The following is a 14,368-nucleotide window of genomic DNA, read 5'->3' as shown; positions in this document are numbered from 1 at the left end:
GCTGTCACGCTTCGTGAAGAAGGCCACTCTCGGGCGGCATCGGTGTAGGGGGCGCGTAGCCTCGCTGCTTATGAGTACGACTGCCTCTGATCCGCTCGCCACCCTGGGCGCCCTGCCGGGGGTCGCCGACGCGGTGGACTCCGTACGCAAGGCCGTCGACCGGGTCTACGGTCACCGCGTCATGCGGCGCCGCAGCAACGAGGTCACCGCTGAAGCGGCGCTACGCGGCGCCCGTGGCTCGGCGGCGCTGTCAGGTGCCGACTGGAATCTGGAGGAGGTGCGCCGGCGTACCGACTTCAGCGGTGACGGTGAGGCGCACGTGATCGGAGCGGCCCTGAGGCTCACCGCCGAAGCGGGTCAACTGCTCTCCATCTGGCGGCAGTCGCCGCTGCGCGTCCTGGCGCGGCTGCATCTGGTTGCGGCCGGCGGCGCGGCGCCCGAGGACACTGTCGGTCGGCCACGGCTGGCAGGCGAACCCGTGGAGGAGCCGCTGATCGAAGCGCCGCTGCCGGACGCCGAGGAAGTGGTGGGGCGGCTGGAAGGGCTCTCTGGATTGATCCTTTCGGGCACTTCGGCGCCCGCGCTGGTGACGGCGGCGGTCGTGCACGGTGAACTGCTGGCTCTGCGTCCCTTCGGTTCGTACAACGGCCTCGTCGCGCGTACCGCCGAGCGGATCGTACTGATCGGGAGCGGCCTCGACCCCAAATCGATCTGCCCCGCCGAGGTGGGCCACGCCGAGCAGGGGCGGGCGGCGTACATCACTGCGTTCGAGGGTTACCTGTCGGGGACACCGGAGGGGATGGCGGCCTGGATCGCGCACTGCGGGCGCGCCGTGGAGCTGGGCGTCAGGGAATCGACGGCGGTGTGCGAAGCGCTGCAGCGCGGCGCTGCGTAGCAGGGCGCGTAGTCTCGCGGGCCGGGTACGACAAGCGGGTGCGGCTAATCGATGACTTCACCGCGGTAACTCCACTGCCGTAACTTCACTGCCCGGTAAAAGGGTTGCGGCGGTACCGTCTTCGGTACCGCCGCTGGCATGTCTACCCAGTTACCATGCGTCCTCGATATGTGCCCATCAGGTCGGGGGCTTTGCCCGTTTCCCTGGTGCGGCTGGCCCGTAATCGACGGGTCGACGTCGCGTGGGTGCTCGGTTTTCATGCTCGGTCCGTGGGGCCTTCTCTGCGTTATCAGGTAATCCTCTCGGATGTCCTTGGTCTCGCGGGCCGTTGAGTCCTTTGTACTCCAGGGCCGGGGCGAGCGGTAGTGCTGGCCACACTTCTTTACTTTTAGGTTCAATTACGGGCGAGTTGGACAACTCGGTTCGGTCGGATGAATTGGGCTGATCGGTCGCCCTGCTTGACCCCATTGATCGGGCCGGGCGGCGGGGCCCAGGGTGTGAGTAGGGGCGCCGCCGCCCGGCTCATACATCAGGCGGAGGTCGTGGTGGTGCGGCGGCGGGAGGTGTACCAGACCAGTCCCGCTGTGACGGCGGCTGCGCCCAGCGCTGCCGCAGCAACCAACGCCGGGCGCGGCGGCATCGAGAACGTCGGCAGTCGCTGCTTGAGTCGGACCGGTCGGTCAAAGGCGAGAATCGGCCATTCGCGAAGGGTTGCTTCGCGCCGTAGAGCGCGATCCGGATTCACTGCGTGCGGGTGGCCGACCGACTCCAGCATCGGTACGTCGGTCGCGGAATCGCTGTAGGCGTAGCAGCGCGACAGGTCGTATCCCTCCGACACTGCGAGGGCCTTGACCGCCTCGGCCTTCGTCGGCCCGTACGCGTAGTACTCCACTTCGCCGGTGAAGCAGCCGTCGTCACCGACGACCATCCGGGTGGCGACGACTCGGTCGGCGCCGAGCAGCTCGCCGATCGGCTCGACGACCTCGGCGCCCGAGGTCGAGACGATCACCACATCGCGTCCGGCGGTGTGATGCTCCTCGATGAGCGTCGCCGCTTCGTCGTAGATGATCGGGTCGATCAGATCGTGCAGGGTCTCGGCGACGATTTCCTTCACTTGCTGGACGTTCCAACCCTTGCAGAGCGCGGAGAGATATTCCCGCATCCGCTCCATCTGGTCGTGATCTGCACCTCCGGCAAGGAACACGAACTGTGCGTACGCAGTGCGCAGTACAGCGCGGCGGTTGATCAGTCCGCCTTGGTAGAAGGACTTGCTGAAGGTCAGCGTCGAAGACTTCGCAATGACCGTCTTGTCCAGGTCAAAGAAGGCTGCTGTGCGCGGCAAGAAGCGGTTTTCCACAAGGCTGAGCATAGGGGCCCACCATTCGGCGTAAACTCTGGCGCGTGGGTTTGCCTGAGAAGGCTCTCGGGTACACCATGGAAGTCACGGATCGTTCGCGACCGTGCTAACCCGGTCCGGCTCCTCCCCCCCCCGAGTCGGCCGTGGGGACGACCCCCGCTCTCCCCCCCGGCGGGGGTCGTCGCATGTCCGGACGCGTTTCTGCCGTTCGGAATCAAGCATTCTGCCTCCATTTCGGCCGCGATGGCCCACTTCTCGTTCCGTCTCTCACCATCTTGACTCGTCACGGTGCGTAGCGGAAGTGCTGCTCTCCGGAAGTCGCCGGTATGAGCGACAGAGATATTCACAACGGCAGAGTTGTCCACAGTTTTTGAGCAAGATCCACACGATTTCCCGAAGTGCTGCACGGTGATTCCGGTCGCGAAGTCCGCGGCTTGTGGAATCGCCGATCTCGGAACGCTCCGAGATCACCGCGAACCGCGATGAAGGTGTAGCGAGAAGGGGGCGGAGATCGTGGCTGAATCCATCGCACGGGATCGTCTGCCGACCGTCGGGGTGCGGCGGAGCGGACCGTTGATCGTGACCGAGGATGTGGAACTCCTCGACGATCTGCTGCGGCTGTGCGCAGCCGCCGGAGCGGAGCCAGAAGTTCATCACTCGTTGCCCGAACGCAGAGGCGGCTGGGAGCAGGCCCCGATGGTTCTCGTGGGAGACGATGCCGCCCAGCGGTGCCGTGGAGCGGCACGCAGGCGCGGTGTGATGCTCGTAGGCCGGGACCAGGACGCCCCGGATGTCTGGCGCCGCGCCGTGGAGATCGGGGCCGAATATGTGCTGAGGCTGCCCGATTCGGAGGGCTGGCTCGTCGACCAGATCGCCAATGCGGCGGAAGGTGTGGGCCGGCCGGCACTCACCGTCGGGGTGATCGGCGGACGGGGCGGATCCGGTGCATCCACACTGGCCTGCGCCCTCGCGGTGACCGCGGCCAGGGCCGGACGGCGGACCATGCTGATCGACGGTGACCCGCTCGGCGGGGGGATCGATGTGCTGCTCGGTGGCGAACGGGTCGAGGGAATGAGGTGGCCGGATTTCGCCCATTCCAAAGGGCGGGTCGGCGGAGGCGCACTGGAGGAGTCGCTACCCGCACTGCACGGCCTGCGGGTGCTCAGCTGGGGCCGCGACGACTGGGTGGTCATCCCGCCACAGGCCATACAGGCCGTGCTGGCCGCCGCGCGTAGGCTCGGAGGGGTGGTGGTCGTCGATCTGCCGCGCCGGGTCGACGAGCCGGTGGCCGAGGCGCTCGCACAGCTGGATCTCGGGCTGTTGGTGGTCCCCGGAGAGCTTCGCGCAGTCGCGGCGGCGAAGCGGGTGGCGTCGATGGCCGGGATGGTGCTGGACGACCTGCGGGTGGTGGCCCGTGGCCCGTACGCGGCGGGCCTCGACGAGCGGTGGGTGGCACAGGCGCTGGGGCTGCCGCTTGCCGGTGAACTACCGCTCGACGCCGGGCTGCTGGCCACCCAGGATGGCGGCGCACCGCCCGGCGGCAGTGCGCGCGGTCCACTGGCCAGGTTCTGCGCGGCGTTCTGGGAGCGGGCACTCGCCCCGGAGGCTGCAGGGGGACGCGCCGGTGGGGGTGCGTCATGACGGAGACGCTGCTCGACGCCGTACGGCAACGGCTGGCACAGAGCGGCGCGGCGCCGACCCCGGCCGGGGTCGCGGCAGCTCTTCGGGCCCAGGGACGGCTGCTCGGTGATGCCGAAGTGCTCGGCGCGGCCGATGAGTTGCGCGGCGAACTGGTCGGCACCGGGGTGCTGGAACCGCTGCTCGCCGACCCGGCCGTGACGGATGTCCTGGTCTCCGCGCCGGACCGGGTGTGGGTGGACCGGGGCGGCGGGCTCGAACTCACCGGGGTGACCTTTCCGGACGTCGCCGCGGTGCGCAGACTGGCACAGCGGCTGGCGGCCGTGGCGGGGCGGCGGCTGGACGACGCCCGGCCCTGGGTGGACGCGCGGCTGCCGGACGGCACCCGTATGCATGCCGTGCTGCCGCCGGTGTCCGTCGGCTCGACGTGCCTGTCGCTGCGGGTGGTGCGGCCCAGGGCCTTCTCGCTGACGGAGCTGGTCGCGGCGGGGACCGTGCCGCCGGGTGGTGACCGGGTGCTGAGGGCGTTGGTGGAAGCCCGGGTCTCGTATCTGATCAGTGGGGGGACGGGGGCCGGGAAGACGACCCTCTTGTCGAGTCTGTTGGGTGCGGTCGGGGAGCGTGAGCGAATCGTGCTTGCCGAGGACTCGGCGGAGCTGCGGCCGGACCATCCGCATGTGGTGCGCCTGGAGTCGCGCCCTGCCAACCAGGAGGGGGCGGGGCGAGTGACCCTGAGGGACCTGGTGCGGCAGGCGCTTCGGATGCGGCCCGACCGGCTGGTGGTCGGGGAGGTGCGGGGCGCCGAGGTCACCGAACTGCTGGCCGCGCTGAACACTGGCCACGAGGGCGGCTGCGGGACGGTTCATGCTAATGCAGCCGAGCACGTCCCGGCCCGCCTTGAGGCATTGGGGACGGCGGCGGGACTGGACCGGACCGCACTTCACAGCCAGTTGGCGGCTGCGCTGTCGGTGGTGGTCCATCTCGTACGGGACCGGGCCGGGCAGCGGCGGATTGCTGAGGTGCAGGTCCTGGAGCGGGATGCGGCTGGGCTGGTGGTGACCGTGCCGGCACTGCGCTGGGGCACCGACGGATTTGTGCAGGAGCGGGGCTGGGAACGGCTGCGGTCGATGACCGGGGGTGCGCTGTGAGCGGTGCCGCGACGGTGGGTCCGGCCCCCGGTGCGAGCTGTGCGGCGGCCTTGTGCGTCGGGGTGGCGGCCTGGCTGGTGGTGGTGCAGGACCAGGGGCGTCGGCGAGCGCGGGTGTTGTTGTTCGACGGGGTGATGCAGCCGCCGCTCCGTGAGCGCTTGGAGCGGATTCGGGCTTGGTTCCAGGAGCGATTGCGGACGCGGCGGGAGTGGCTTTGCCTGCCGGTGGCGCTGGCCATCGCCGTGCTGGGGGAATCCGTGCTGCCGGTGCTGGCGGTGGCGGTGGCGGTGCCTCTGGTGCGGCGGTGGTTGCGGAGACGAGCCCTGACGCAGGAGCGCGAACGCCGGGCCGATGGGGTGGTGGCGCTGTGCGGCGCCGTCGTGGGTGAGCTGCGGGCCGGGCACGAGCCGGGGCAGGCGTTGCTCGTCGCTGTCCGCGGGGCCGGGGTGATGGGAACGGCGGAGGCTGCTGTGTCCGCTGCCGCGCGGTTCGGCGGCGATGTGCCGGGGGCGCTCGGGCAGGCGGCTCGGGAGCCGGGTCTGGACGGGCTTGCCGGGGTGGCGGCCTGCTGGCGGGTGGCGGTGGACGGCGGGACCGGGCTCGCGGCGGGCCTGGACCGCCTGGAGGGTGCGCTGCGGGCGGAGCGACGCAGACGGGAGGAGTTACGGGCCCAACTGGCCGGTGCCTGGTCGACGGTGGCGGTGCTGGCGCTGCTGCCGGTGCTGGGTCTGGGGCTGGGGGCGGCGCTCGGGGCCGATCCGCTGAGGGTGCTGCTGCACACGCCGGCCGGGCTGGTCTGTCTGGTGGCGGGTGGGTTGCTGGAAGCGGCCGGGCTTTGTTGGGCCGGCCGGATCGTACGGGCGGGGGAGGCGGCGTGAACGGGGTCACCGGCGAAGTCGTCCACCGGGCGGCAGCAGTGTGGGCGGTTCTGGGCACGGTCGCGTATCTGGCCCTCGCGCTGGCGAGACGGCGGCGGAGGCGGACGGTACACCGTCGGGGTGCGGTGCTGCTGGCCATCGGCCCGGAGAAGCGTCGGCGCGGGCGGACGGATTCCGGTTCCCGGGTGAAGGAATGGATCGCGCCACTGGGTGCTTTGGCGACAGGCGTGGTCCTGATCGGCGGCCTGCCAGGGTTCGCGGCCGGGGTGGCAGGGGCGTACGGCGCCTGGAGATGGCAGCGGGTCCGGCGCAGACGCAAACCGGGGGTCGGCGCTGTGGAAGCGGCGCAGGTCTCACGTCAACTTCCTTTGGCAGCTGACCTCTTGGCGGCCTGCATTTCTGCCGGAGCCGGGCCTCGAGAGGCGGCGGAGGCGGTGGGGGAGTCGCTGGGCGGACCGGTCGGCGTGCGTCTGGCGCGGACGGCTGCGGAGATCCGGCTCGGTGGTGAACCTGCGGTGGCCTGGGCGCGGTTCGGGGAGATACAGGGCGCGGGTGCGCTGTCCCGCTGCCTGGACCGGGCGGGATCGACCGGGGCTCCGGCGGCGGAGCCGGTGGCGCGGCTGGCCGAGGCGATGCGGGCGGAGCGGGCGAGCGCGGCCGTGGCGCGCGCCCAGCGGGCAGGCGTGCTGATCACCGCGCCGGTCGGGCTCTGCTTTCTGCCCGCCTTCCTTGCGGTCGGAGTGGCGCCGGTGGTGATCGGTCTGGCGACCGGTCTGCTTCACAACGGGTGACAGAAAAGTACTAGTAAGTATCTATTCAATATGACTTATGAATTTCGCGGGGGTTGAAATGGCACAGCGAATCAGGGGCTGGGTGCGGAGCATGGTGCGCCGAGTCCGGTCGGACAACGGAATGACGACATCCGAATATGCGGTGGGGACAATCGCGGCCTGTGCGTTCGCGGCGGTGCTCTACAAGGTGGTCACCAGCCAGCCGGTCATGTCCGCACTGCAGTCACTGCTCAAGGACGCGCTCGATGCGAAGTTCTAGGAGCAGTTCCGGGGCGTACGCCGGAGGTCGTTCCAAGACCGTGTGCGGGGGCGGAGACCGGGGGGCGGTGACGGCGGAAGCGGCTATGGCGATTCCGGTGCTGGCGGTGTTCGCCCTGGCGCTGGTCTGGGCGCTGATGGCCGCCTCCGCCCAGATCCGCTGCGTGGACGCGGCCCGGGCCGGGGCGAGGGCGGCCGCCCGCTCGGAACCCGAGGCGCAGGTGCTGGAAGCCACTCGTTCGGCGGCACCACACGGGGCGGAAGTCGCGATGGAGCGGGCCGGGGAGCTGTGGCGGGTACGAGTGGCGGCGCCGATGCCCGGACCCGGTCCCCTGGCCCTCAAGCTCCATGCGGAGGCGGCAGCGCTTGCAGAGGACACGGTGGGGGTTACGCCGTGACCGGGACAGGAGAGGGAGCCCGGGAGGCCGTCCTCGGGTGGCTGCACAGGAGTGGGGGTCACGGTCGGAATCGAGGTCGGGCCCCGGACCGGGACAGAGGCCTGGCGACGGTGTGGGTGGCGATGACCACGGCCACGCTGTGCGCGGCGTTCGCGGTCGTGCTGGCGCTCGGACAGGTGATGGTCGCCCGGCACCGGGCCGGCGGTGCGGCGGACCTGGCAGCCCTGGCCGCGGCCGACCGGGCCTTGCAGGGGCCCGGGGAAGCGTGCGGGGCGGCCGAGGACGTGGCCGCGGCACAGGGGGCGGTGGTGGTGCGGTGCACGGTGCGTGGGGAGATCGCCGATGTGACGGCCCGGGTGAGTTTCGGGCCGTACGAACCGGCGGTCAGGTCCCGGGCCGGCCCTCCGGCGGCTGCTCCCGGCTCCCCTGATCCGTCGCCCCCGACGGTTCCGGAGGGCCCGGCTCCCCCGGGGCCGGCGGCGCGGACCGGAGGAGTTCGCTGAGGAGGCGCACGGCGCCCCGCTTGTGCAGCGGATCGTTGCCGTTGCCGCACTTGGGGGACTGGATGCAGGACGGGCAGCCCGCCTCGCACTCGCAGGACGCGATGGCCTGGCGGGTCGCGGTCAGCCACGTACGGGCGGTGTGGAAGGCCCGCTCGGCGAATCCGGCACCGCCCGGATGACCGTCGTACACGAAGACCGTGGGCAGCAGGGTGTCCGGGTGCAACGGCATGGAGACGCCACCGATGTCCCATCGGTCGCAGGTGGCGAAGAGCGGCAGCATCCCGATAGATGCGTGTTCCGCGGCGTGCAGGGCGCCGCCCAGGATCTCCGGGTTGATACGGGCGGCGTCGAGCTGGTCCTGCGTGACCGTCCACCACACGGCGCGCGTGCGCAGAGTGCGGGGAGGCAGATCCAGCTTGGTCTCGCCGAGGACCTCGCCGGTGATCAGTTTGCGACGCAGGAAGGAGACGACCTGATTGGTGACTTCCACGGAGCCATAGCAGAGCCGCCCGTCCCCCCACGGGATCTCGGTGTCCGTCTCCAGGACGGTGATGGCGGTGGTGTCGCGTGCGGTCGTCGAGTACGGCGGGTTGGCCTCCTCGACCAGGGCCACCGAGTCCTCCAGATCCAGCTTCCGGACCAGATAGGTGCGGCCCTGGTGGAGGTGGACGGCGCCTTCGTGGACGGCGGTGTGCGCGGCCGATTCGTCGACGGTGCCCAGCAGTCGGCCGGTGCCCTCCTCGACGATCTGGACGGGGCGGCCGCCCTCGCCGCGGATATCGGTGAGATCGGCGGCGCGCTCGCGGCGGGTCCAGTGCCAGCCCGATGCGCGTTTGCGCAGCAGCTTCGCGGCCTCCAGCTGTGGCAGCAGTTCGGCCACGGCCGGGCCGAAGAGCTCCAGATCGGGTCCGGTGAGCGGGAGCTCCGCAGCGGCGGCACACAGGTGCGGGGCGAGGACGTACGGGTTGTCCGGGTCGAGGACGGTCGACTCCACGGGCTGCTGGAAGAGCGCCTCGGGATGGTGGACGAGGAAGGTGTCCAGCGGGTCGTCGCGGGCCACCAGGATAGCCAGGGCGCCCTGGCCGGAGCGCCCGGCGCGGCCCGCCTGCTGCCACAGCGACGCCCTGGTGCCGGGATAGCCCGCGATGACGACGGCGTCCAGGCCGGAGACATCGACGCCGAGTTCGAGAGCGGTGGTGGCGGCCAGGCCGAGCAGCCGACCGGAGTGCAGGGCGCGCTCCAGGGCGCGGCGTTCCTCGGGGAGATAACCCCCGCGGTAGGCGGCGACCCGGGCGGGCAGGGAACGGTCCACCTCGGCGAGGCGTTCCTTGGCGATGACGGAGATCAGTTCGGCGCCGCGCCGGGAGCGGACGAAGGCGACCGAGCGGACGCCCTGGACGGTCAGATCGGTGAGGAGGTCGGCTGTCTCGGCAGTGGCGGTACGGCGCACGGGCGCACCCTTCTCGCCGTGCAGCTCGGTGAGGGGCGGTTCCCACAGGGCGAAGACCATTTCGCCGCGTGGAGAGGCGTCGTCGGAGACCTCCGTGACCGGGAGACCGGTGAGGCGGCCCGCCGCGACGGCCGGCTCCGCCGCGGTGGCCGAGGCGAGGAGGAAGACCGGATCCGCTCCGTACCGGGCGCACAGACGGCGTAGCCGGCGCACCACCTGGGCGACGTGGGAGCCGAAGACACCCCGGTAGGTGTGGCACTCGTCGATGACGACGAAGCGCAGGGCGCGTAGGAAGGAGGACCAGCGGGGGTGGGACGGGAGTATCCCGCGGTGCAGCATGTCGGGGTTGGTCAGGACGTAGTTGGCGTACTGGCGCACCCACTCGCGTTCCTCGACCGGGGTGTCGCCGTCGTAGACCGCGGGCCTGATGGCGGTGCCGAGCGGTGCCGCAAGTTCCTTCACCGCACGCCTCTGATCGGCGGCCAGGGCCTTGGTGGGGGCGAGATACAGGGCGGTCGCGCCACGGCCGTTCGGGGCCTCGGAGCCGTCGAGCAGTGCGGTGAGCACCGGAGCGAGGTAGGCGAGCGACTTGCCGGACGCCGTGCCGGTGGCGATGACCACGGATTCGCCGTCCAGGGCGTGCTCGGCGGCGGCCGCCTGGTGCGCCCAAGGGTGGTCGATTCCGGCTTTTTGGATCGCGGCGATCACTTCTGGCCGGATGCGATCGGGCCAGATGGCATGGGTTCCCGTACGCGGGGGCAAGTGCTCCGTATGAGTGATGCGCGCGGACCGGCCCGCCGCTGCGGCGAGCCGGTCGAGGACCATGGCGGGAGAGGGGCGGGAGTCCCTGTTCTCGGGTGGTCGACTGGGGCGGTGATTCTTGGCCATCGGGACCGAGTGTGTCACTGGCGTGACGGACAATGGTCCCAAGGCGTCGTGCATGGCTGCTGGTAAGTGATTGAATGCCATCGCGGCTGGCGATCCGTCCCCTGGCTCCGCCGGGGAGACCGAGGGGCGACCGCTCGATAGCAAGGTGCTGGAGGATCCGTGGACCTGTCCTTGTCGACTCGCAATGTGTCCGGCCCTGGTGGCGACCGTACGGTCGTCGAGGTCGGTGGCGAGATTGATGTGTATACCGCGCCCAAGCTGCGCGAGCAGTTGGTCGAGTTGGTGAATGACGGCAGCTACCACCTGGTTGTCGACATGGAAGGCGTCGACTTCCTCGACTCCACCGGCCTCGGCGTGCTCGTGGGCGGCCTGAAGCGTGTCCGGGCCCATGAGGGCTCGTTGCGCCTGGTCTGCAACCAGGAGCGCATTCTCAAGATCTTCCGGATCACTGGTCTGACCAAGGTGTTCCCGATTCACACCACGGTCGACGAGGCAGTTGCGGCCACCGACTGACGGTCGGGCCGCGGCCGGTGCACCGGTAGCCGTGACTCGCGGGCGGCCTGACCGCCGGTTGCCTCAGACAGGCAGCCGGCCGGTCGGGCAGTCAGCGGTCGGGACCTGGTAGCCAGTGCCCCGACTGCTGGGCAACCGGTCGGCGTCCGGTCTGTCGGTCGGCTGCTTGTCGATCGGCTGTTCGGTATTCGGCCGCTTGGGAGTGAGCCGTCTGCCGGTTCGGGCGCCTGTCGGTCAGTCGACAGCTGTCCGTCAGTGGGCCGGCGGTCGGCGACCAGGCCGGTCGGCCGACGGCTTCGCCGGTTCCGGAAGAAGGCCGGAAGAAGAGCAGGGGTGTCGGGCAGCCCGCCCGGGTCCCTGGGATGCACGCCCGTACGTCTGAGGGGGATCGCATGGCCACCGTTGAACTCCGCTTCAGCGCCCAGCCCGAACACGTCAGGACGGCACGCCTCGTGGCAGCCGCCGTGGCGCGCCGGGCGGGGGTCGATGAAGCCGTGCTCGACGAGGTCAGACTCGCCGTCGGTGAAGCCTGCAGCCGCGCAGTCGGGCTGCACCGCAGCCATGGCATCACCGCTCCCGTCTCCGTCGTCCTGACCGAGGAGGAGAAGTCCTTCTCCATCGAGGTCGGTGACGAGGTGCCCGGGCCGGGTGCCGAGCCCGCTCCCGCCGGACCCGCTGGAGCCTCCGCGACACGCGGCGCCACGCCCGGCGTAGGACTCGATGGTCCGGATTCAGAGGCCGACGCCGACGGCGAGGACGAGATGGGTCTCGCAGTCATCAGCGGCCTCGTCGATGATGTGGAAGTCAGATCGGGGGCCAATGGCGGAGTGATCCGCATGAGCTGGCCGAAGACGCCCGTGACGGTGCTTCCCTGAGGCGCCGCAGGCGTCACGGGCGGTCCGGCCGTCCCGATCCCCCGAATCCATCCCCCGATCCATTTCTTGATCCCTCTTTTGAGGCCCTGCTGAGCAGGGCCTTTTTTCATTTCTGTGTGATCATTGATCTACAGAAAATGTTCCTGCCCCATTACTGCATTCGGGTCGATCCGCGGCCGCGGTCATTTGCCGATCCGCCGTTGAGGTCAATTACATTTACCGCGCACTGTTTTGATCAGCTCCCGCTCCCTACAATCCGTCCACGTCTTGAGCGCTGAGCGTCAAGGAGGACGTATGGCGGAGTTCTTCAACACCCCACTGGCAGGACTGACGCAAGATTCCGCACTTTCCACACCTTCCGGTCGGCCTGCATCTCTCGCGGCCGCGGTACTCACCGATGACAACCGCGTCATCGTGATCGTCGTCGCGGTCGTCGCCATCGCCGCGCTGGTCGTTGCCCGGCTGCTGGTGCGCCAGGTGCTGGCGGCCGGTGAGGGCACCGACCGTATGAAGGAGATCGCGGCAGCCGTCCAGGAAGGCGCGAATGCCTATCTGGCCCGGCAACTGCGTACCGTCGGCATCTTTGCCGTCGTGGTCTTCTTCCTGCTTCTGCTGCTTCCGGCCGACAACTGGTCGCAGCGCGCAGGCCGTTCGTTGTTCTTCCTGGTGGGTGCGCTTTTCTCGGCGACCACCGGATACATCGGGATGCGGCTCGCCGTACGCAGTAATGTCCGTGTGGCTGCTGCTGCGCGTGAGGCGACTCCGGCGGAAGGGGAACCCGAAAGGAATCTCACCGCTGTTTCGCACAAGGCGATGAAGATCGCTTTTCGTACCGGTGGCGTGGTCGGCATGATCACTGTGGGCCTCGGGCTGCTCGGTGCTTCCTGTGTCGTCCTCGTCTATGCCGCCGACGCGCCCAAGGTGCTGGAGGGCTTCGGTCTCGGTGCCGCGCTGATCGCCATGTTCATGAGGGTCGGAGGCGGTATCTTCACCAAGGCCGCGGACGTCGGCGCCGACCTCGTCGGCAAGGTGGAGCAGGGCATCCCGGAGGACGACCCACGCAACGCCGCCACCATCGCCGACAACGTGGGCGACAACGTCGGTGACTGCGCGGGCATGGCGGCCGACCTCTTCGAGTCGTACGCCGTGACGCTCGTCGCGGCGCTCATCCTCGGCAAGGCCGCCTTCGGCGACTCCGGACTGGCCTTCCCGCTGATCGTCCCGGCGATCGGCGTGGTCACCGCGATGATCGGGATCTTCGCGGTCGCCCCGCGGCACGCCGACCGCAGCGGAATGACCGCCATCAACCGCGGATTCTTCATCTCCGCGGTGATCTCGCTCGTCCTGGTGGCCGTGGCGGTCTTCGTCTACCTGCCGTCCTCGTACGCGGATCTGGACGGCGTCACCGACACCGCCATCTCCTCGCACGTCGGCGACCCGCGGGTCTTCGCCCTGGTCGCCGTCGCCATCGGCATCGTGCTCGCCGCCCTGATCCAGCAGCTGACCGGCTACTTCACCGAGACCAACCGGCGGCCCGTCAGGGACATCGGCAAGTCCTCGCTGACCGGTCCGGCCACCGTCGTACTCGCCGGTATCTCCATCGGTCTGGAGTCCGCCGTCTACACGGCACTACTGATCGGTCTGGGCGTCTACGGGGCGTTCCTGCTCGGCGGTACGTCGATCATGCTGGCGCTCTTCGCGGTGGCCCTGGCGGGGACCGGGCTGCTCACCACCGTCGGCGTCATCGTTGCCATGGACACCTTCGGCCCGGTCTCCGACAACGCGCAAGGCATCGCCGAGATGTCCGGTGACGTCACGGGCGCCGGTGCTCAGGTCCTCACCGACCTGGACGCCGTCGGCAACACCACAAAGGCCATTACCAAGGGCATCGCCATCGCCACGGCCGTCCTGGCGGCGTCGGCGCTCTTCGGTTCGTACCGCGACGCGATCGCCACAGCGGTCGACGGCGTGGGGGCCAAGGCCGGGGAGATGACACTCAGTCTGGACATCTCGCAGCCCAACAACCTGGTGGGCCTGATCCTCGGTGCCGCGGTCGTCTTCCTTTTCTCCGGGCTGGCGATCAACGCGGTGTCCCGGTCCGCCGGATCCGTGGTCTACGAGGTGCGGCGGCAGTTCCGCGAGCATCCCGGGATCATGGACTACAGCGAGAAGCCGGAGTACGGGCGCGTCGTCGACATCTGCACCAAGGACGCCCTGCGTGAGCTCGCCACGCCCGGCCTGCTCGCTGTCCTGGCGCCGATCGCCGTCGGGTTCACGCTCGGCGTCGGGGCGCTGGGTTCGTATCTCGCGGGCGCCATCGGTACCGGCACACTGATGGCGGTCTTCCTGGCCAACTCCGGTGGTGCGTGGGACAACGCCAAGAAGCTCGTCGAGGACGGTCATTATGGCGGCAAGGGCAGCGAGGCCCATGCCGCGACCGTCATCGGGGACACGGTCGGCGACCCGTTCAAGGACACGGCGGGACCGGCGATCAACCCCTTGCTCAAGGTGATGAACCTGGTCGCGCTGCTCATCGCCCCGGCGGTGGTGCAGTTCAGCTACGGGCAGGACGCGAGCGCCGGCGTGCGAGCGGTGGTGGCGGTGCTCGCCGTCGTCGTCATCATCGGCGCGGTCTACGTCTCCAAGCGGCGCGGGATTGCCGTGGGGGACGAGGAGGACCCCGCGGACAGCGGCGGGGGACCCGCCAAATCGGCCGACCAGGCGGCTGTTTCGTGAAACGGCGACGGGAAGAGGCCGGTGGCATGTAGCCGGCTCC

13 protein-coding genes are annotated in these 14,368 nt (G+C 69.8%); 11 read left to right on the top strand and 2 right to left on the bottom strand.

The features are described 5' to 3' along the window. The first annotated feature begins 70 nt into the window (after positions 1 to 70). Positions 71 to 895, top strand: a complete 825-nt coding sequence (locus tag ACIPEK_RS23710; protein WP_401999344.1) for an oxidoreductase — start codon at positions 71 to 73, stop codon at positions 893 to 895. Between the two features lie 529 nt (positions 896 to 1,424). Here the strand turns inward: ACIPEK_RS23710 and ACIPEK_RS23705 are convergent. Continuing rightward, on the bottom strand, positions 1,425 to 2,264 hold the full coding sequence (locus ACIPEK_RS23705) for an HAD-IB family hydrolase (protein WP_351259950.1): 840 nt from the start codon (positions 2,262 to 2,264) through the stop codon (positions 1,425 to 1,427). Between the two features lie 567 nt (positions 2,265 to 2,831). On the opposite strand from ACIPEK_RS23705, the gene ssd reads away from it, so the two are divergent. Genes ssd through ACIPEK_RS23670 form a run of 7 tightly spaced genes read left to right on the top strand, consistent with a single transcriptional unit; the run spans position 2,832 to position 7,866 of the window. Next, the gene (gene ssd / locus ACIPEK_RS23700; RefSeq protein WP_401999502.1) at positions 2,832 to 3,893 is read left to right on the top strand and encodes a septum site-determining protein Ssd; all 1,062 of its coding nucleotides are present in this window, start codon (positions 2,832 to 2,834) and stop codon (positions 3,891 to 3,893) included. Then, positions 3,890 to 5,038, top strand: a complete 1,149-nt coding sequence (locus ACIPEK_RS23695; RefSeq protein ID WP_401999341.1) for a TadA family conjugal transfer-associated ATPase — start codon at positions 3,890 to 3,892, stop codon at positions 5,036 to 5,038. The genes ssd and ACIPEK_RS23695 overlap by 4 nt, the downstream gene beginning before the upstream one ends. Continuing rightward, complete coding sequence (locus ACIPEK_RS23690; RefSeq protein ID WP_401999338.1) at positions 5,035 to 5,916, top strand: type II secretion system F family protein; 882 nt, start codon at positions 5,035 to 5,037, stop codon at positions 5,914 to 5,916. The genes ACIPEK_RS23695 and ACIPEK_RS23690 overlap by 4 nt, the downstream gene beginning before the upstream one ends. Continuing rightward, positions 5,913 to 6,707, top strand: a complete 795-nt coding sequence (locus ACIPEK_RS23685) for a type II secretion system F family protein (protein WP_401999335.1) — start codon at positions 5,913 to 5,915, stop codon at positions 6,705 to 6,707. The genes ACIPEK_RS23690 and ACIPEK_RS23685 overlap by 4 nt, the downstream gene beginning before the upstream one ends. Positions 6,708 to 6,765: 58 nt before the next feature. After that, a complete protein-coding gene (locus tag ACIPEK_RS23680) occupies positions 6,766 to 6,966 on the top strand; it encodes a DUF4244 domain-containing protein (RefSeq protein WP_327274451.1) in 201 nt (66 codons plus the stop codon). After that, on the top strand, positions 6,953 to 7,363 hold the full coding sequence (locus ACIPEK_RS23675) for a TadE family type IV pilus minor pilin (RefSeq protein WP_401999330.1): 411 nt from the start codon (positions 6,953 to 6,955) through the stop codon (positions 7,361 to 7,363). The genes ACIPEK_RS23680 and ACIPEK_RS23675 overlap by 14 nt, the downstream gene beginning before the upstream one ends. Next, positions 7,255 to 7,866, top strand: a complete 612-nt coding sequence (locus tag ACIPEK_RS23670) for an Rv3654c family TadE-like protein (RefSeq protein ID WP_401999327.1) — start codon at positions 7,255 to 7,257, stop codon at positions 7,864 to 7,866. Before ACIPEK_RS23675 ends, ACIPEK_RS23670 begins: the two co-directional genes overlap by 109 nt. On the opposite strand, the gene ACIPEK_RS23665 is transcribed toward ACIPEK_RS23670, so the two are convergent. Further along, the gene (locus tag ACIPEK_RS23665; RefSeq protein WP_401999324.1) at positions 7,748 to 10,285 is read right to left on the bottom strand and encodes a DEAD/DEAH box helicase; all 2,538 of its coding nucleotides are present in this window, start codon (positions 10,283 to 10,285) and stop codon (positions 7,748 to 7,750) included. The genes ACIPEK_RS23670 and ACIPEK_RS23665 overlap by 119 nt on opposite strands. A 78-nt stretch (positions 10,286 to 10,363) precedes the next feature. Here ACIPEK_RS23665 and ACIPEK_RS23660 point away from each other — a divergent pair, with 78 nt between their 5' ends. From ACIPEK_RS23660 to ACIPEK_RS23650, 3 genes are all read left to right on the top strand, one after another. Beyond that, a complete protein-coding gene (locus tag ACIPEK_RS23660; RefSeq protein WP_003967428.1) occupies positions 10,364 to 10,717 on the top strand; it encodes an STAS domain-containing protein in 354 nt (117 codons plus the stop codon). Between the two features lie 392 nt (positions 10,718 to 11,109). Next, positions 11,110 to 11,592 carry an ATP-binding protein gene (locus ACIPEK_RS23655; protein WP_401999321.1) on the top strand — a complete coding sequence of 161 codons (483 nt, stop codon included), beginning with the start codon at positions 11,110 to 11,112 and terminating at the stop codon, positions 11,590 to 11,592. 294 nt (positions 11,593 to 11,886) lie between these two features. Next, positions 11,887 to 14,328, top strand: coding sequence for a sodium-translocating pyrophosphatase (locus tag ACIPEK_RS23650; RefSeq protein WP_401999318.1), 2,442 nt, complete (start codon positions 11,887 to 11,889; stop codon positions 14,326 to 14,328). Positions 14,329 to 14,368: the final 40 nt, after the last annotated feature.

This window comes from Streptomyces sp. NPDC088246 (assembly GCF_044741025.1).
Classification (GTDB): Bacteria; Actinomycetota; Actinomycetes; order Streptomycetales; family Streptomycetaceae; genus Streptomyces.
Note: the sequence above shows the minus strand (reverse complement) of the source record. Positions and strands in the feature narration are given on the sequence as shown.

Bases quoted from the DNA above. Each gene is read 5' to 3' on its own strand.
- ACIPEK_RS23710 (WP_401999344.1), top strand. From the start codon at position 71: ATGAGTACGACTGCCTCTGATCCGCTCGCCACCCTGGGCGCCCTGCCG.
- ACIPEK_RS23705 (WP_351259950.1), bottom strand. From the start codon at position 2,264: ATGCTCAGCCTTGTGGAAAACCGCTTCTTGCCGCGCACAGCAGCCTTC.
- ACIPEK_RS23695 (WP_401999341.1), top strand. From the start codon at position 3,890: ATGACGGAGACGCTGCTCGACGCCGTACGGCAACGGCTGGCACAGAGC.
- ACIPEK_RS23680 (WP_327274451.1), top strand. From the start codon at position 6,766: ATGGCACAGCGAATCAGGGGCTGGGTGCGGAGCATGGTGCGCCGAGTC.
- ACIPEK_RS23675 (WP_401999330.1), top strand. From the start codon at position 6,953: ATGCGAAGTTCTAGGAGCAGTTCCGGGGCGTACGCCGGAGGTCGTTCC.
- ACIPEK_RS23665 (WP_401999324.1), bottom strand. From the start codon at position 10,285: ATGGCATTCAATCACTTACCAGCAGCCATGCACGACGCCTTGGGACCA.
- ACIPEK_RS23655 (WP_401999321.1), top strand. From the start codon at position 11,110: ATGGCCACCGTTGAACTCCGCTTCAGCGCCCAGCCCGAACACGTCAGG.
- ACIPEK_RS23650 (WP_401999318.1), top strand. From the start codon at position 11,887: ATGGCGGAGTTCTTCAACACCCCACTGGCAGGACTGACGCAAGATTCC.